Below are 16,269 nucleotides of genomic sequence, written 5' to 3' on the forward strand. Positions count from 1 at the left end.
TTTGATAATGAGTAATAGACACAAAATAATTGAGAGGAAGGGATTTCAATCTTTCTCACTCTGTGAAGTTATATAAGAGAATTAAATTTATTTTTTCGTAGATACCTTATTATAGTTTAAAAAATCACTGTAAAAAGTGATTTTAAGTTGTTACATTATATTGATTAAAAAATGAAACGAAAAGTTGCGGTTTTTAGGACTAATTTATTAGCCATATCTGAAACTTTCATTAGAGAACAAATTTGTTCTCTAAATGAATGGGGGGCTATTCTAGTTGGTAGAAATAAATTGCCAGATGGGGTTGATATTAGCGATTTAGATTATAAGCTTATACCAATTTTCGGGGGGCGTTTTTTCCGGATAATTAACTATTTATTTTCATTGCCTGACCGCCGTCTGGTGAGAACGCTTAAGCAAGGCCAATTTAGCTTGGTTCATGCGCATTTTGGTATGGATGCAGTGTCAATTTGGCCTAGTGTAAGAGCTGCTCGAATTCCAATGATCGTTACCTTGCACGGTTATGATATAAATATTTATCGCTGGTGGTGGGAGAATGGTAATTCAGGATGGCTCCATAGGTTTTATCCTAAAAAAATGCTTAAAATGGCTAAAGATCCATCTGTTAGATTTATTGCTGTTTCTAACGCCATTAAAAAAGCAGCGATAAATTATGGTATCGATTCTAAAAAGATAGATGTGTGTTATATCGGTGTAGATACTAAAAAATTTAAACCGAGTCGTATACCATTGGAATTTCGAAAAAAGAGAATTCTTTTTGTGGGACGGATGGTGGAGAAAAAAGCTCCTCTACTTTTGATTCAAGCTTATTCTAAAGTACTGGAGGATGTTCCAGGCGCTGAATTATTCATGATAGGCACTGGCCCTATGCTAAAAGACGCTAAGAAGTTGGCAAGTGATTTAAAAGCTCCTGTGAAATTCATGGGCGCACAAAATTCAGATCAAGTGCTTCAGCAATTGAATGAGTCTCGTGTTTTCTGTTTGCCAAGTGTCACAGCAAAAAATGGAGATTCAGAAGGGCTGCCTATATCGATATTAGAAGCGTTAGCATGTGGTGTACCTGTGGTTACATCTGCAAAAGGTGCTGTAGATGAGGTTGTAATTAATAAAAATACAGGTTTTTGTGTGAAGGAAAACGATGTTGATGATCTTTCTTCTTCGCTAATAAAGGCTCTCACTTTAGATGATGCATCTCGTTTATCTGAAAATGCGCTAAAGGATATAGATTCTAAATTTTCACTATCATATAGAGCAAAAGAGTTAGAGAAAATATATGGAAATGTCGCCAGAAATTAAGCCTGTAGTTGATAGCGAAAATATTATTAGCCCATTTGGTGGACGGTCTACACATTTACAAACACTTTCTACAGCAAAGTTATGTGCATCTTACCAACTAAAATGCGGGCTGGATATTTCTAAACATTTGAAGAATCTCAATTCGAGTATGATTGAGTTATATAAATGTGAAAAAACCGGATATAAATATTGGCTTCCTAATGACATCTCTTATAGTGAAACATTTTATCGTGAAATAAGCAGTTGTTGGCCCGGTTACTACAGAGTAGATAGATGGGAACACGAAGTTTCTTTAAGATATCTCAAGAACTTAGACTATATATTGGAAATAGGTTGCGGACCTGGCCATTTTTTGAAAAAAATGGAAAGGTTTGGAAAAAAAGCAGTAGGTATAGAGTTTAACAAAGAAGCGATTGATAGGAAGGTTACAAAATTTCCTATATATTCTAAGGATATAAATGTTTTATCCAATGAAGAGCCATGTAAATATGATGCTGTGTATGCATTTCAAGTATTAGAACATGTAAAAAATCCATCTGATATAATTGAAAGCTCCATTAAATGTCTTCGTCCAGGGGGGCTGCTAATTTTTAGTGTTCCTAATAATGAATATGTGCATTTTCTAAATCAAGAAGACCCCTTCGACCTTCCTCCTCATCATCTCGGGCATTATACTCCTTTAGTTTTTGAAAACATCGCAAAGATTTATGGTCTTGATATTTTGAAAGTTCACATTGAAATCCGAAAGGCTAAGAGTATAGACGCTCTAAAGAAAACAAAATCAAGTATTGTGCATAAAGCTTTTAGTTTTTTATCGAAATGCCTTTTGAATCTATCATTTTTAATGAATCGAGAGCCGGGCCCTAATTTAATTGTAGTTTTTAAAAAAAGGCATGACTCGTAATGTATAGAGTAAAAAAAACAGAACATAACTGGTTATACAAAAAAATCATAAATAAATTTGTATTCCATAGATTGTCGAGCATAAATGGATTGGTTCTAGATTTTGGTTGTGGTTTGTGTCCTTTTAAAAGTGATATTCTTGGCGTTGCAGAAGGCTATGTAGGGATAGATTGGAGCGATACTTTACACTCTCTTAGAGCAGATATAATAGCTGACTTAAATAAAAAAATACCGATTAAAAGTGCTTGTGCTGATCATATAGTATCTTTTGAAGTTTTGGAGCATTTGTCCGAACCTATGCACATGCTTAATGAGGCGTTCCGAATTTTAAAAAATGGTGGAGAAATAACGATTTCTGTACCTTTCCAGCACTGGGTCCATGAGGCGCCTTGGGATTATTATCGTTTCACGAGATACGGGCTTTATTATTTGTTGCAGAAGGCGGGCTATGTTGATGTTCATATTCAGCATATGAGTGGGTTTTGGTCGATGTGGCTAATGAAGTTAAATTACCAAACCAAGCGTCTTGTTAGAGGGCCTAACTTTTTTAAATTAATGATGAGAATAATTTTAGTGCCTTTCTGGTGGTTAAACCAAAATGTTGGTCCAATTCTAGATCGATTTTGGTTTGAAGATAGAGAAACAATAGGTTATTTTGTGACGGCGCGCAAGCCGTGAGTTTACGAAAGAAGTCTCTTTCAGCTACTCGCTGGACAACATTATCAGCGACGTTCAGAGCTGTTATACAGCTAGCTCAGATAGCCGTATTAGCACGTATTCTCGCGCCCGAAGATTTTGGCCTGATGGCAATGGCGGGAGTTGTACTTACCACTTTCGGTTTATTTTCAGACTTAGGGTTAAGCAGTGCATTAATGCATTATCCTCGGCCCGAGCGTTGTAAATTGTCAACTTTGTTCTGGCTAGATTTTTTCTCTGGCTGTGTAATGTCTATCATATTTTTGCTTTTGGCATGTCCCTTATCCATACTTTATGATCAACCTAACCTATTTTTAATACTTTGTTCGCTTTCAGTTATATTCCCTATATCCGCGTTAGGTAGGCAGTTTAGAGTACTTTCAGAGAAAGATCTTTGCTTCAAACCCGTAGTTCAAAACGAAATAGTTTCGCTAATATTTGCTTTCATATTCGCTTGCTTTTCCGCTAAATTAAATCTAGGAGTCTATTCACTTGTTGTATTTCAGCTCGCAGCAGCAACTATAAATACCGTATTGGCATGGGGACGACTATCTAAGGGGGTAATGCCTACGCTCACTTTTGACTTTGGGGGCGTTAAACCTTATGTAAAGTTTGGGATCCATCGTATTGGCGACGGATTTTGGAACTCATTGAGAATGCAAGCTGACATATTTGTAGCCGGCGTTTTTTTACAGCCTTCGGCTCTTGCTTTTTATAGCTTGCCTCGTGATCAAACGCTAAAAATAGCTAGTTCGGTTATTAATCCTGTTATTACTAGGGTTGGTTTGCCCGTAATGACTAAGGTAAAAAATAACCCTGAGTCACTAAAATATATTTATCTGAAAATTCTCAGAGTTACATCATCATTTAATTTTCCGATCTATGCATTTATTGCACTTTTTTCCGACGAGATGATTTATTTGCTATTAGGTGAGCAGTGGACAGATTCTGCCTTTTATTTAGAGATTTTTGCTTTGTGGGGATTGCTTCGATCAGTCGGAAACCCGGCCGGTAGCCTCATTTATGCTGTAGGTATGGCTAAACGTGCTCATCAATGGAATTTAATTATTTTTATTTTGACATGTCCATTGTGTTTTTTATCAGTAAAGCTAGGAGGGCTTAATTTACTTGCTTGGACTATGCTGTATTGGCAAGCAGCTCTTGTTATATTAGCTTGGAAATTTATTATTTACCCGGCTTGTCAGGTTGGTTTCATAAAATACATCTTTTCTATATTTATCCCTTTGATTTTAACGCTGATCGCGTCCTTGATTACTGATGCGGTAAGCGGATTATTTAATGGGATGGTGAAAGTTTTTTTTGGTTTTATTGTTTTTTCAGTCACTTATTCAATAATCAGTTGGATTTTTAATAAGGATATTTTTTTCATGATGAAAGATATTATTTTCCCAAAAAAATAATTGATGGGAAACGAAATATCTCAGCCTAAAATATAAGGTTGTCATTCCAGTTTTTTTAAGCTGGTTCTAATATGGAATTAGCAAGAACTTTAGATCTAGCCGCATGTGAAAATTAAGGAACGGTTTATCTTGAACTCGCCGAAAGTTGCTAAAAACTATTTTTGTAATAAGTGATCGAGTGCTGTGGCAGGCTGCTGTATGAAGTTTATAGCAAGCTAGTGCTTTGGGTTGTGTTATAATGAAAAGTAAGACTTTATTTACTCTCTATTTTTTAATGGCTATAGGACTTATTTTTGTGCAGTTTTCTATAGTAATCTAAAGTCCTGTTTTTAATATGCAATATTTTATCAGTTTTTAATAATACGAAACAGGATGTCAGAAGATATAGGGCGCTGAGGCCAGTTTTTTATCTATATATAGAGATCTTATAATGACATATTTTTCTGTCATAATTCCTGTTTTTAATAAAGAGCCTCATGTGAAAAGGGCAATAGAGTCTGTATTGAATCAGTCTATTGATTCTTTTGAGATTATAATCGTTTGTGATCCTTCTACAGATAAAAGCGATGAAGTAGTAAATAATTTTAAAGATTCCAGGATTCATGTCTACAACAGGAATAAACCTGGCCCTGGTGGTTATGCTGCACGTAATTTAGGAGTAAAAAAATCAACATTCGATTGGGTTGTTTTTTTGGATGCAGATGATGAATGGTCTCCGAATCATTTAGAAAAATTGTCATGTGCAATTAGCCAGAATCCTAATATAAATATTTTTAGTTCATCATGGATAATTAGAGAAAATGGGAGAGAAACGTTAGATAAATATTCTAAATATAATAGAAAAACTGATATTGTTATACTGTCGGTTTATGAGTATCTCCTAAATGAGGTTTGTGGGAAAAGACCTATTTGGACATCCGTTGCATGTATTAAAAAACAAATCTTAATGTCCGCAGGACTCTTCCCTGAAGGTAGATCATCCATGGGAGGTGATATTGACACTTGGCTAAGATGTGTTTTTTTTAGTAAATATATGGTTTGGATTAACAACCTTAGCGCCATATACCACCGTGACTCTGTAAATATGGTGACAAAAAATAGTTATATAGACCCTTTAATACATAGAGAAACTACTGATAAATTGCTACATTTCATCAAAGATAAAAAGGTAAATATACTACTAAAAAAGAGGTTGAATAAAATAATCATAACCGCTTGGAATAATAATGAAAGGCTAGCGCAGGGAAATTTCGATATTTTAGATGAAATATATGTTAGTGTTATAAATTTAAAGGCTTTATTTTGTGTTATTTTGTCTAGGCTTCCAGTGTATTATCGCTGTAAGGTTCATAAAATTATGAGCTACCTATCCTCTAGTTTCAGAAATTTATTAAATTAGTATCTAGGTATGCAAGGCTTAAGTATCATTATTTCCACGTCAAATCATAGAATTTTTAATTTAAAAATCCCCGACGAAATCATAAATGTTTATTATGTCGTGGTTCATCAAATATATGATCGCGAATATGAAGGAGAGCTGCTAGAATTTATGGGCGGCAGAAAAGACATTTCTTACGTGAAATTAAATTACGCAGGTTTAAGTGCTAGTAGAAATTTTGGGTTGTTAAAATCTAAAACAAAGTATGCGTATATTATGGATGATGATGTTGATTTTAATATCGATACCATAAAGAAGTTAGTAGAAATAATGGATTATAAAAATATAGATATAGCCACATGTAAATTCAAGTTGGAAGATGGGAGTTGGCCTAAAAAATATTCTGATATCGAGTTTAATCACAATATATTTACTTCTTCAAAAGTTTCATCAATTGAAATTTGTGTAAATGTGGAATCTGTTAGAAATTATAAAGTTTTATTTGATGAAAATTTTGGTCTCGGATCTAAATATCCCTCGGGTGAGGAATATGTGTTTTTAACGGATTGTATTAAGAAAAAAATGTCTGTTTCTTATATTCCAGTTGTTACGGGAATACATCCAGTTATTAGATCTGGAGATGATTTTTTTTCTTCGAAAGAAAAGATTATAGCGAAAAGGAAAATGATAAAAAGAATTTTTGATAGATACGGGTTTATATTTATTATTGCATTCTGGCTGAAGAAATTTGGTCACGTTTTTAAAGAAGGGGATATTGTTTTATTCACTCGTTATATTTTATTTGGCCGATGATATAAATATGCCCCGTGTCTCGATAATTATGCCGGTACATAATGCTTCTGAATTTATCGGTTATTCAATAGGGTCCGTACTCGGACAAATATATTCTGATTGGGAATTGTTATTGGTCGATGATGCTTCATCTGATGATTCTTTTGATATTGCTCAATCCTATCGAGACCATGATTCAAGAATAAATACCTATAAATTAAATGAAAAATCTGGTCCTGCGGTGGCTAGGAACTTTGCGATTTCCAAGGCTGTCGGTAGGTATATAGCGTTTCTTGATTCAGATGATAGTTGGTCTCCGAAAAAACTGGCGATTCAGTTAAAGTTTATGGAAGAGAAAAAGGTTTTCTTCAGCTATTCGGACTACCAAAAAATAGATAGAAATGGGCTTGATATCGGCAGCGTAACAACTCCCCCTGTTGTTAATTATTCTAGACTTCTAAAAGGTAATGTGATCGGTTGTCTGACGGCAATGTACGATACTCAATATTTCAGCAAAGTATATATGCCTGAAATTTTTAAAAGACAGGATTACGGGCTTTGGTTGAAATTGCTTAAAATGACGGACTATGCGTACGGAGTTCAAGAGCCGCTTGCACAGTATCGAGTACATGATAATTCAATATCGGCAAATAAACTGAGTGCTGCGCACTATACCTGGAAACTCTATCGCGAGGTTGAAAGGCTGTCGTTAATTAAGTGCAGCTGGTATTTCTCGCATTATGCTGTTCGTGGCTTGCTTAACAACTATAGATGACTATTAGATTTATTGGCGGATCAGAAAGGATATGATTTCTAGGCTTGCTGTAGGTGTTGTAGGGTTGATCCTGGGGCCGCTTGTGGTTGCACTGATGATGTGGTCATCCCCCCAAGTTTTGTTGTACCCAGACAATGTGCAATTTAATTCTCTGATCGCTATAGCGCTGACTTATCTGCTCTGTAACTTTACGCTTTCCCGTCTCATTACCTACCCCGGTACGCGTGCAAAGCTTTATATCCTGCCCATCGTCACGTTGGCGTTTATGCTCACCTCGGGCTTTTTCCTGGCCAGTCGCCTTGGTTATTCGCGTATGGCGCTGGTATATGGGTGGCTCTTCACGCTGATCTGGTGCTTTGTCAGTTACTCCTTATCTATCCGTTATCGTCAGCGTCGTTTTGCGGTCGTTCCCTTTGGCGAGGCTAAAGGTCTTAGCTTTCCTAATACCGTTCTGACCGATGAACTTCTTTCACCGGAACTGAGGAACAAGCGTACTGATGCGGTGGTGGTTGACCTTGACTCAGATGAGCTCACACCAGAGTGGGAGCGCTTTCTCGCTTACTGTACGCTTTCCCGAATCCCGGTCTACCACGTCACTCAGGTGAGGGAATCCCTGACCGGCCGGGTTTATATAGATCGACTGTCTGAGAACGCGTTCGGTGCGCTACTTCCGCCAGCCCTTTATGAAGCTGCAAAGCGTCTGCTGGATATTCTGGTGTCTCTGGTGGCAATCCCGCTGCTTACCCCTGTGATGTTGCTCACGGCGCTGTTTATCCGGCTGGAAAGCCCTGGGCCGGCGTTGTTCTGTCAGCCTCGGGTAGGGCAGGGCAATCGGGATTTCCGGATCTACAAATTTCGTAGCATGTATAAAGATTCAGAGGCGAAAGGTGCGCAGTTGGCTACCCAGGGTGATGCCCGCGTCACGCGGGTGGGGCGTATTATTCGGCGGCTGCGTATTGACGAGTTACCTCAGTTTTTCAATGTTCTTAAGGGTGACATGAGCCTGATAGGGCCCAGGCCGGAGCAGCGGGCATTGGTTGAGCAGTTTGAAGGCGAGATACCTTTTTACGTATATCGCCATGTGGTTAAGCCGGGCATTACTGGCTGGGCGCAGGTTACTCAGGGTTATGCGGGTGATGTGGATGACACGCGCATCAAACTCGAATATGACTTTTACTATATCAAGCACCTCTCACCCTGGCTGGATCTATTGATCCTGTTCAAGACCATTCGCACTGTGCTTACTGGCTTTGGTGCGCGCTGAGCCTGCATCGCTAATTTTTTCTATGGAAGCAAAATGAAAATACTGGTCACAGGTGGCGCTGGCTATATCGGCTCGCATACCGTTGTGGAGCTGTTATCTAGCGGACATGATGTGCTTGTGCTGGATAACTTCTGTAACAGTTCGCCGTGTGTTCTGGAACGCGTAGAGCAGCTGCATGCGTCTCAAAAACCAGGTGTTGCGCGCCTGCAATGGGTCGAAGGCGATGTCAGGGATCGAGAGTTATTGGATCGGCTATTTGCCGAGCATAGCTTCGATGGAGTAATTCATTTCGCGGGGTTGAAAGTAGTCGGGGAGAGTATCGAGCGGCCGCTGAAATATTATGAACACAATGTGGGCGGCTCTATTATCCTGTGTCAGGCGATGGAGGCGGCGGGGGTATTCAACCTGGTGTTTAGTTCCACAGCCGCTGTCTACGGCACACCTGAACGCCTGCCTGTGTGTGAGTCCCATCCTTGCGGTGAGACCAATAACCCCTACGCTCGCTCTAAACTGATGGTGGAGCACTTGCTAACGGACCTGGCCCGTTCCGATGAACGCTGGTGTGTAGCATTGCTGCGGTACTTCAATCCGACAGGGGCCCACGCCTCTGGAATGATCGGAGAGGAGCCACGTGGGGTCCCAACCAATCTGATGCCCTATATCAGCCAGGTGGCGGCAGGGCGGCGTGAGTGCGTGTCGGTGTTCGGTGGCGATTACCCAACGCCCGATGGCAGTGGGGTGCGTGATTATATTCATGTAGTCGATCTCGCCCTGGGGCACCTTGCAGCACTGAAGTGGATGCAGGAGAACAGGGGAGTGGGTATCTGGAATCTTGGTACCGGAAGGGGTTATTCCGTACTGGAAATGATCAAGGCATTTGAGGCGGTCTCTGGAAAGGCCGTTCCTTACCAGATTGTCGAACGCCGTTCCGGGGATGTCGCTGAGTGTTGGGCGGCGCCATCAAAAGCTGAAGCGGAGCTCAACTGGCGCGCAGAGCGTGGGTTGGATGAGATGATGGCAGATACCTGGCGCTGGCAATCGATGAATCCGCGTGGATATGCAGAGTGAAGTCGTTTATTGGTTGGGGTTTTAGGCCCTTTCTACCTGGAGGTCGAAATTGACCTGTCAGTCTGCGGTAGGGGCGGCATGGAGCGAATCCAAAGGGCGTAACTCTGGAGGCGAGGGCTAGATTGCCGGCTCCGAGGGCGGTTTAGATACGAATGGGAAGGTACATCTGAGAAGTGGTGGGCCCAGCAGGACTTGAACCTGCGACCAATGGATTATGAGTCCACTGCTCTGACCAACTGAGCTATAGGCCCGAAACGAGAGCGCCAATGATACCGGGGCGGTGAGTAGGGCGCAATATGTTGAATTAAAAGGAAAGGCGGGTAGTTCGCAGCGTGCAAAAGATAAGGGGCATGGCTTCATATTGAAGAAGCCATGCCCCTTTTATTTTACTCGTCCAGGAAGCTGCGCAGGTGATCGGAGCGGCTCGGGTGGCGCAGTTTGCGCAGAGCTTTGGCTTCGATCTGACGGATACGCTCACGGGTAACGTCGAACTGCTTACCGACTTCCTCAAGGGTGTGATCGGTGTTCATGTCGATACCGAAGCGCATGCGCAGTACCTTGGCTTCTCGGGCGGTGAGGCCAGAGAGAACGTCTTTGGTCGCTTCGCGCAGGCCTTCGCCGGTAGCGGTATCCACCGGAGAGTGCAGCGTGGTGTCTTCGATGAAGTCACCCAGGCTGGAGTCTTCGTCGTCACCGATCGGCGTTTCCATGGAGATCGGCTCTTTGGCGATCTTCAGGACCTTGCGGATCTTGTCTTCCGGCATCTCCATGCGCTCAGCCAGTTCTTCCGGCAGCGGCTCGCGACCCATCTCCTGAAGCATCTGGCGGGAGATACGGTTGAGCTTGTTGATCGTTTCGATCATGTGCACCGGAATACGGATGGTGCGCGCCTGGTCAGCGATGGAGCGCGTGATCGCCTGACGGATCCACCAGGTGGCGTAAGTTGAGAACTTATAACCACGACGGTATTCGAACTTATCCACCGCCTTCATCAGACCGATGTTGCCTTCCTGGATCAGGTCCAGGAACTGCAGACCGCGGTTGGTGTACTTCTTGGCGATAGAGATAACCAGACGCAGGTTGGCCTCAACCATCTCTTTCTTGGCGCGGCGGGCGCGGGCTTCACCGATCGACATGCGACGGTTGACCTCTTTGATCTCCGCCAGGGAGATGCCCACTTCCTCTTCGATCTGGATCAGGCGACGTTGCGCGCGTTTCAGATCGTTGATGTGGTCTTCGATATACGGAGCGTAACCGGCGCCAGATGCAACCAGATCTTCAGCCCAGGTCGGGTTAGTCTCGTTACCCGGGAATTTCTGGATGAACTCACGACGCGGCATGCGTGCACGCTGGGTGCAGATGCGCATGATGGAACGTTCCTGTGCACGAATACGATCGATGTAATCGCGTACACGTGTTACCAGCGCATCGTAGAAGCGCGGAGACAGCTTGATCGGCGCGAATACGGCGCCCAGTGCTGCCTGTGCTTCACTCAGTTCCTTGGCGTCGTCACCCAGGCGAGCGGCGTGGAAACGTTCAACGGCTTCCTGAATAGCGCCGAAGCGCAGACGTGCTTCCTCGGGATCAGGACCACGCTCTTTCTCTTCGTTGTCGTCTTCCTTCTTGGCGCCGTCGCCATCTTCTTCGTCATCGTCATCATCGTCGTCATCGGATTCATCATCGTCGATGTCGTCGATGGGTGCTTCAGTTTCTTCTGCCGGCGCGTCGGAATCTGGATCGATGTAACCACTGAAGATATCGCTCAGGCGCCCCTCTTCCTGCAACACAGTGTTGTAGGCTTCGAGAATGGTGTCGACACTACCCGGGAACTGCGCCAGTGCTATCATCACTTCGCGGATACCTTCTTCGATACGCTTGGCGATATCGATTTCGCCCTCGCGTGTCAGCAGCTCGACGGTACCCATTTCGCGCATGTACATACGGACAGGATCGGTGGTGCGACCGGCGTCTGATTCGACGGCGGCAAGCGCGGCGACGGCTTCGTCGTCCGCTTCTTCGGCGGAATCACCGCCGGTTAGCAGCAGGTCTTCCGCATCCGGAGCTTCTTCAGACACGGAGATACCCATGTCATTGATCATGCGGATAATGTCTTCGACCTGATCCGGATCGGCGATATCCTGCGGCAGATGGTCGTTCACCTCAGCATAGGTGAGGTAACCCTGTTCTTTACCGCGGGCGATCAGCTCTTTTAAACGTGACTGCTGCTGTTGGGAGTTATCCGACATAGAACCCCTGTCTGAAGAGTAAATGCTGAAGGTGTGACTGATGGCAGTGTGGAATCAAGCGCGACATTATAGCGATTTTGCGCCTCTGTGGCCAGTTTGTATGCAAGAAGAGTTTGCGACTGCCGTCAGGTATTGGCTAACGAACAGTTAAAGAATAGAACAAAATTCCTGCTTTGCTGATGCATTAAGGAAACGCAGATTTGTAGCTCATTGATCCGCCGGGTTTGTGTCGTGCTATCACGCGCCGGCTTAAGGGTAAATAGGGGCGCGGGGCGCGAAATCAAGGGCGGCGGTTCGTGCGCTCCGTCTCTATGGGAGTTGGAGCGCCTTGGCGCAGTCCCTGGCAGGGCCAGGTCTGAGTGCTGTACTGCTCAGGACGACTGGGTGCGGCTCAGTAGCAGAGATTGTAGCTGCTGTTTCTCTTCAGCGGTCAGCGGTGTCTGGCGCTGCTTCTTCATCAGCTCATCGATGCGGGCGTCGCTGTGGCGACCGAGCAGTCGCTGCATGGTTTCGCGGAACAGCTGGGCGGGGTCGATATTGCCCAGCACCGGTTCCATATGAGCGATCTCATTCAGCAGCATCAGGTAGGCCTGGCGCTGCGGATCTTCTTGCCAGTCCACAACCAGCATGCCAAGTGATGCGCCGGGTGTCTGCTGCAGATAGTCCAGTAGCTCGATCAATAGCTCGATATTCGGTTCCTGCAGACCCTTGAGAAGGCCTGCTTCCGACTGGCTTGCGGCCAGTTCCGGGTGGTGCAGCAGGATAGAGATGGCGCTGCTGACCAGGTTGATCTTCACCGAACGGTCCGAGCTCGATCTGGGGCGATTGCGCTGCGCCGGTGCGGCAGGAGCGCTTTCGTGATAGCTCGGCGCGTCGTCCTGGTAATCAGGATAATCCGCAGGAATATAGTCCTGCTCGTCCGCCATCGGCGGCATGTCGTCATAACCCTGGGGCTCGCGCGGTGCCGGGCGCGGTTTGGATTCGCTGCGGCTTGCAGGCTCCGTGGCGCGGTGCAGGTCGATCACGCTATTGAGCTGCTCCAGCGACAGGCCGGTGATTTCACAGATCCGGTCCATCATCATCTGTTGCAGCAGACTTGGCTGCATTGACTGGATCAGCGGCAGGGCCTGATTACTGAAGCGGGCACGGCCATCCATGCTGGATAGATCCGCATCTTCCGCCAGTGCCTTGAAGAAAAATTCGCTCAGCGGCAGGGCTTCGCTGACGCGCTGGGTGAAGGCGGCTTCGCCCTCCTGGCGCACTAGCGTATCCGGGTCTTCACCTTCGGGCAGGAATAGAAAGCGAGCCTGCTGACCGTCTTTGATAACCGGCAGGGTGGTATCCAGGGCTCGTTTCGCAGCCTTGCGTCCGGCGTTGTCGCCGTCAAAGCAGAAGATCACCTCCGGCACGATCTTGAACAGCCGCTCAAGGTGGTGCTCGGTAGTGGCGGTGCCCAGTGTGGCCACGGACCAGGTGATACCGTGCTGGCTCAGGCTGACCACATCCATATAGCCTTCAACAATGAGCAGGCGATTCAGATCGCGGGTCATCTGGCGGGCTTCGTAAAGGCCGTACAGTTCACGCCCTTTGTGGAAGGTGTCGGTTTCCGGCGAGTTCAGATACTTGGGCTTGTCGTCGCCGAGTACCCGGCCACCGAAACCGATGGTGCGGCCACGCGCATCGCGGATGGGGAACATGATGCGGTCGCGAAAGCGGTCGTAGTAGCTGCCGCGCTCCTCATTGTGAATCAGTAGACCGGCACGTTCCAGTTGGCTTTGTGCATTCTCTAGCGACGACAGGTGGCTGAGCAGATTTTCCCAGCCTGGCGGTGCGTAGCCGATCTGAAAGCGGGCGGCGATCTGGCCGGTCAGGCCGCGATTCTTGAGATAGGTGACCGCTTTCTGGCGCTGTTCGTTGCTGCGCAGCTGCTGCTGGTAAAAGCTGTTGGCCTGTTCGAGTACCGAAAACTGGCTTTTGATCTGCTTTTCGCGGGCGATATCAGCGGGGCGATCGTTCTCTTTGGGGACTTCCATACCGGCGAGGCGCGCCAGTTCTTCCACCGCTTCCGGGAAGCTGAGCCGGTCATGTTCCATGACAAAACCGAGCGCGTTACCGCCAGCACCGCAGCCAAAACAGTAGTAGAACTGTTTATCCGGGCTGACTGAAAACGACGGAGACTTTTCCTTGTGGAAAGGGCAGAGGGCGGAGTAGTTTTTGCCGGCGCGTTTGAGCTTGACCCGGCTGTCGACTACATCAACGATGTTGACGCGTGCGAGCAGGTCATCAATGAAATGTTGGGGGATTCGCCCGGCCATAAAACCTCGCTGTCGATTGGCAGCGAGAGCTTAGCGTCAGAGCTTCGCTTTTACCAGTTTGGAAACCTGGCCCATATCGGCACGGCCCTGGAGCTTGGGTTTGATAATACCCATCACTTTACCCATGTCGGCCATTGAGGCGGCGCCGGTTTCGGCAATCGCCTGATCCAGAATCTCGTTGATCTCACTATCACTGAGAGGCTGCGGCAGGAAAGTTTTAATCACCTCCAACTCCTGCTGCTCCTTGTCCGCCAGTTCCGGGCGCTCAGCCGCCAGGTACTGGGCAATCGAATCGCGGCGCTGCTTGACCATTTTGTCCAGCACCTGCAGTACCCGGGCGTCGTCGAGTTCGATGCGTTCATCAACCTCGATGCGTTTGATATCGGACATAATCAGGCGAACCGTGCCGAGGCGGGCCTTATCTTTGGCACGCATGGCGTCTTTCATCGCTGCGGTAATTTGCGCTTTGAGGTCAGACATGGCGGTTTCCTGTGTTCGAGAGTCGGGTATCGATTACAAGTAGTGTGCGTGTTCTACAGGTCGATCAGTACAGGCGTACGCGACGAGCGTTTTCGCGAGATACTTTCTTAGCGTGACGCTTAACAGCAGCAGCTGCAGCACGCTTACGCTGAGTAGTCGGCTTTTCGTAAGACTCACGACGACGAACTTCAGCCAGGATGCCGGCTTTTTCGCAGGAACGCTTGAAACGACGCAGAGCTACGTCAAACGGCTCGTTATCTTTAACTTTAACGCTAGGCATTGTTGATCACCTTTTAGCTGGGATTTTGGGTTTAATTTATTCTCTTTAGCAGGTTCTGAGGCCGCACGCAGAGAATAAGGCCGCAAATTGTAGTCAGGCTGGCTGTCCCTGTAAAGAGATGGGATAATTCCGCGCTATCAATTTTGCACTAAGTTTAGTATCTGCCGCAGCGCTCTTCTTGGCGACCCCATGGCCTTGTGTCTGTAGGGGCCCGCGCGGCTGGTCGGAAACAGGTTTTAAAAAGGCGAAACAATGCGAGTACTGGGGATAGAAACCTCCTGTGACGAAACCGGTGTGGCGCTGTACGACAGTGAAAAAGGGCTGTTGGGCGATGCGCTCTATTCACAGGTCGCGATGCATGCGGAATACGGCGGTGTGGTGCCGGAGCTGGCATCCCGCGATCACGTGCGCAAACTGATCCCGCTGATTCGTGAAGTGATGGCTGAAGCCAGTCTTGGTCTCGGTGATATAGATGCTATCGCTTACACGGCTGGCCCCGGTCTTATCGGTGCGCTGATGGTCGGTGCCTCCACCGGTCGTGCGCTGGCTCTATCCCTCGGTGTACCGGCAGTATCTGTACATCATATGGAAGGCCATCTGTTGGCTCCGATGCTGGAAGAGACGCCGCCGGAGTTTCCCTTTGTGGCACTGCTGGTTTCCGGCGGTCACACACAGCTGGTTAAGGTAGAAGGCATCGGCCGCTACAGCCTGTTGGGGGAATCCCTCGATGATGCCGCCGGTGAAGCGTTCGATAAAGCTGCCAAAATGCTCGGCCTGGATTATCCGGGCGGGCCACTGGTCGCCAAGCTGGCACAGCAGGGCGACCACACCCGGTTCAGATTCCCGCGCCCGATGACTGATCGCCCGGGGTTGAATTTCAGCTTTTCCGGTTTGAAAACGTTCACACTGAATACCGTCAATGCGCACCGCGACGACGCCGGACAGGTGGATGATCAAACCCGTGCAGATATAGCCGCTGCCTTCGAAGATGCGGTGGTGGATACACTGGCTATTAAATGTCGTCGTGCTATCCAGCAGACCGGTTACCGCCAGTTGGTGATTGCCGGTGGGGTCAGCGCTAATACCCGTCTGCGTGAGAAGCTAGAAGCGGCCATGAAGAAAGAGCGCGCCAAGCTGTTTTATGCCCGTCCCAAGTTCTGCACCGATAACGGTGCGATGATCGCCTACGCCGGTTGCCAGCGTTTGCTGGCCGGGCAGGAGAGCGACCTGACCATTCTTGCCCGCCCACGCTGGCCGATGGACACCCTGCCGGCGATCTGAATGCCAGGTCGCACCCGCGGCCAAAGGTGTCGCGGGGGCCAGGGTGTGTTGCCGCA

14 protein-coding genes and 1 tRNA gene are annotated in these 16,269 nt (G+C 46.6%); 10 read left to right on the forward strand and 5 right to left on the reverse strand.

Annotated features, from left to right (window positions below; all coding sequences use genetic code 11):
* The first annotated feature begins 171 nt into the window (after window positions 1-171).
* The 9 genes from CLV83_RS09805 to galE all read left to right on the forward strand — a co-directional run bounded on the left by CLV83_RS09805 (window position 172) and on the right by galE (window position 9,611).
* Window positions 172-1,314, forward strand: coding sequence for a glycosyltransferase (locus CLV83_RS09805; RefSeq protein ID WP_132291188.1), 1,143 nt, complete (start codon window positions 172-174; stop codon window positions 1,312-1,314).
* Window positions 1,292-2,218, forward strand: coding sequence for a class I SAM-dependent methyltransferase (locus CLV83_RS09810; protein WP_132291191.1), 927 nt, complete (start codon window positions 1,292-1,294; stop codon window positions 2,216-2,218). Before CLV83_RS09805 ends, CLV83_RS09810 begins: the two co-directional genes overlap by 23 nt.
* A complete protein-coding gene (locus CLV83_RS09815) occupies window positions 2,218-2,895 on the forward strand; it encodes a methyltransferase domain-containing protein (RefSeq protein WP_132291194.1) in 678 nt (225 codons plus the stop codon). The genes CLV83_RS09810 and CLV83_RS09815 overlap by 1 nt, the downstream gene beginning before the upstream one ends.
* Entirely contained in the window at window positions 2,892-4,334 is a 1,443-nt protein-coding gene (locus CLV83_RS09820; protein WP_132291197.1) for an MOP flippase family protein, read from the forward strand. The genes CLV83_RS09815 and CLV83_RS09820 overlap by 4 nt, the downstream gene beginning before the upstream one ends.
* A 430-nt stretch (window positions 4,335-4,764) precedes the next feature.
* Window positions 4,765-5,733: a glycosyltransferase family A protein gene (locus tag CLV83_RS09825; RefSeq protein WP_132291200.1), complete on the forward strand. Its 969-nt coding sequence runs from the start codon at window positions 4,765-4,767 to the stop codon at window positions 5,731-5,733.
* Between the two features lie 9 nt (window positions 5,734-5,742).
* Window positions 5,743-6,525 carry a glycosyltransferase gene (locus CLV83_RS09830; RefSeq protein ID WP_132291203.1) on the forward strand — a complete coding sequence of 261 codons (783 nt, stop codon included), beginning with the start codon at window positions 5,743-5,745 and terminating at the stop codon, window positions 6,523-6,525.
* On the forward strand, window positions 6,488-7,279 hold the full coding sequence (locus tag CLV83_RS09835; protein ID WP_207894830.1) for a glycosyltransferase family 2 protein: 792 nt from the start codon (window positions 6,488-6,490) through the stop codon (window positions 7,277-7,279). The genes CLV83_RS09830 and CLV83_RS09835 overlap by 38 nt, the downstream gene beginning before the upstream one ends.
* Window positions 7,280-7,415: 136 nt before the next feature.
* Complete coding sequence (locus tag CLV83_RS09840) at window positions 7,416-8,543, forward strand: sugar transferase (protein ID WP_243642354.1); 1,128 nt, start codon at window positions 7,416-7,418, stop codon at window positions 8,541-8,543.
* 33 nt (window positions 8,544-8,576) lie between these two features.
* Window positions 8,577-9,611: a UDP-glucose 4-epimerase GalE gene (gene galE / locus CLV83_RS09845; protein ID WP_132291208.1), complete on the forward strand. Its 1,035-nt coding sequence runs from the start codon at window positions 8,577-8,579 to the stop codon at window positions 9,609-9,611.
* A 174-nt stretch (window positions 9,612-9,785) separates the two neighbouring features.
* On the opposite strand, the gene CLV83_RS09850 is transcribed toward galE, so the two are convergent.
* The 5 genes from CLV83_RS09850 to rpsU all read right to left on the reverse strand — a co-directional run bounded on the left by CLV83_RS09850 (window position 9,786) and on the right by rpsU (window position 14,932).
* A tRNA-Ile gene (locus CLV83_RS09850) sits at window positions 9,786-9,862 on the reverse strand.
* A 135-nt stretch (window positions 9,863-9,997) separates the two neighbouring features.
* Entirely contained in the window at window positions 9,998-11,857 is a 1,860-nt protein-coding gene (gene rpoD / locus CLV83_RS09855) for an RNA polymerase sigma factor RpoD (protein WP_132291211.1), read from the reverse strand.
* 371 nt (window positions 11,858-12,228) lie between these two features.
* Entirely contained in the window at window positions 12,229-14,172 is a 1,944-nt protein-coding gene (gene dnaG, locus CLV83_RS09860) for a DNA primase (RefSeq protein ID WP_132291214.1), read from the reverse strand.
* A 36-nt stretch (window positions 14,173-14,208) separates the two neighbouring features.
* A complete protein-coding gene (locus CLV83_RS09865; RefSeq protein WP_132291217.1) occupies window positions 14,209-14,652 on the reverse strand; it encodes a GatB/YqeY domain-containing protein in 444 nt (147 codons plus the stop codon).
* Window positions 14,653-14,716: 64 nt separating this feature from the next.
* Window positions 14,717-14,932, reverse strand: coding sequence for a 30S ribosomal protein S21 (rpsU, locus tag CLV83_RS09870; protein ID WP_132291220.1), 216 nt, complete (start codon window positions 14,930-14,932; stop codon window positions 14,717-14,719).
* Window positions 14,933-15,184: 252 nt separating this feature from the next.
* Between rpsU and tsaD the strand changes: the two genes are divergently transcribed.
* Window positions 15,185-16,213: a tRNA (adenosine(37)-N6)-threonylcarbamoyltransferase complex transferase subunit TsaD gene (tsaD, locus tag CLV83_RS09875; protein WP_132291223.1), complete on the forward strand. Its 1,029-nt coding sequence runs from the start codon at window positions 15,185-15,187 to the stop codon at window positions 16,211-16,213.
* The last annotated feature ends 56 nt before the right edge of the window (window positions 16,214-16,269 follow it).

Origin of the sequence: Marinobacterium mangrovicola, from assembly GCF_004339595.1 — a bacterium.
Lineage (GTDB): Bacteria > Pseudomonadota > Gammaproteobacteria > Pseudomonadales > Balneatricaceae > Marinobacterium_D > Marinobacterium_D mangrovicola.

Bases quoted from the DNA above. Each gene is read 5' to 3' on its own strand.
- CLV83_RS09825 (WP_132291200.1), top strand. From the start codon at position 4,765: ATGACATATTTTTCTGTCATAATTCCTGTTTTTAATAAAGAGCCTCAT.
- CLV83_RS09805 (WP_132291188.1), top strand. From the start codon at position 172: ATGAAACGAAAAGTTGCGGTTTTTAGGACTAATTTATTAGCCATATCT.
- CLV83_RS09830 (WP_132291203.1), top strand. From the start codon at position 5,743: ATGCAAGGCTTAAGTATCATTATTTCCACGTCAAATCATAGAATTTTT.
- rpoD (WP_132291211.1), bottom strand. From the start codon at position 11,857: ATGTCGGATAACTCCCAACAGCAGCAGTCACGTTTAAAAGAGCTGATC.
- rpsU (WP_132291220.1), bottom strand. From the start codon at position 14,932: ATGCCTAGCGTTAAAGTTAAAGATAACGAGCCGTTTGACGTAGCTCTG.
- CLV83_RS09815 (WP_132291194.1), top strand. From the start codon at position 2,218: ATGTATAGAGTAAAAAAAACAGAACATAACTGGTTATACAAAAAAATC.
- dnaG (WP_132291214.1), bottom strand. From the start codon at position 14,172: ATGGCCGGGCGAATCCCCCAACATTTCATTGATGACCTGCTCGCACGC.
- tsaD (WP_132291223.1), top strand. From the start codon at position 15,185: ATGCGAGTACTGGGGATAGAAACCTCCTGTGACGAAACCGGTGTGGCG.
- CLV83_RS09865 (WP_132291217.1), bottom strand. From the start codon at position 14,652: ATGTCTGACCTCAAAGCGCAAATTACCGCAGCGATGAAAGACGCCATG.
- CLV83_RS09810 (WP_132291191.1), top strand. From the start codon at position 1,292: ATGGAAATGTCGCCAGAAATTAAGCCTGTAGTTGATAGCGAAAATATT.
- galE (WP_132291208.1), top strand. From the start codon at position 8,577: ATGAAAATACTGGTCACAGGTGGCGCTGGCTATATCGGCTCGCATACC.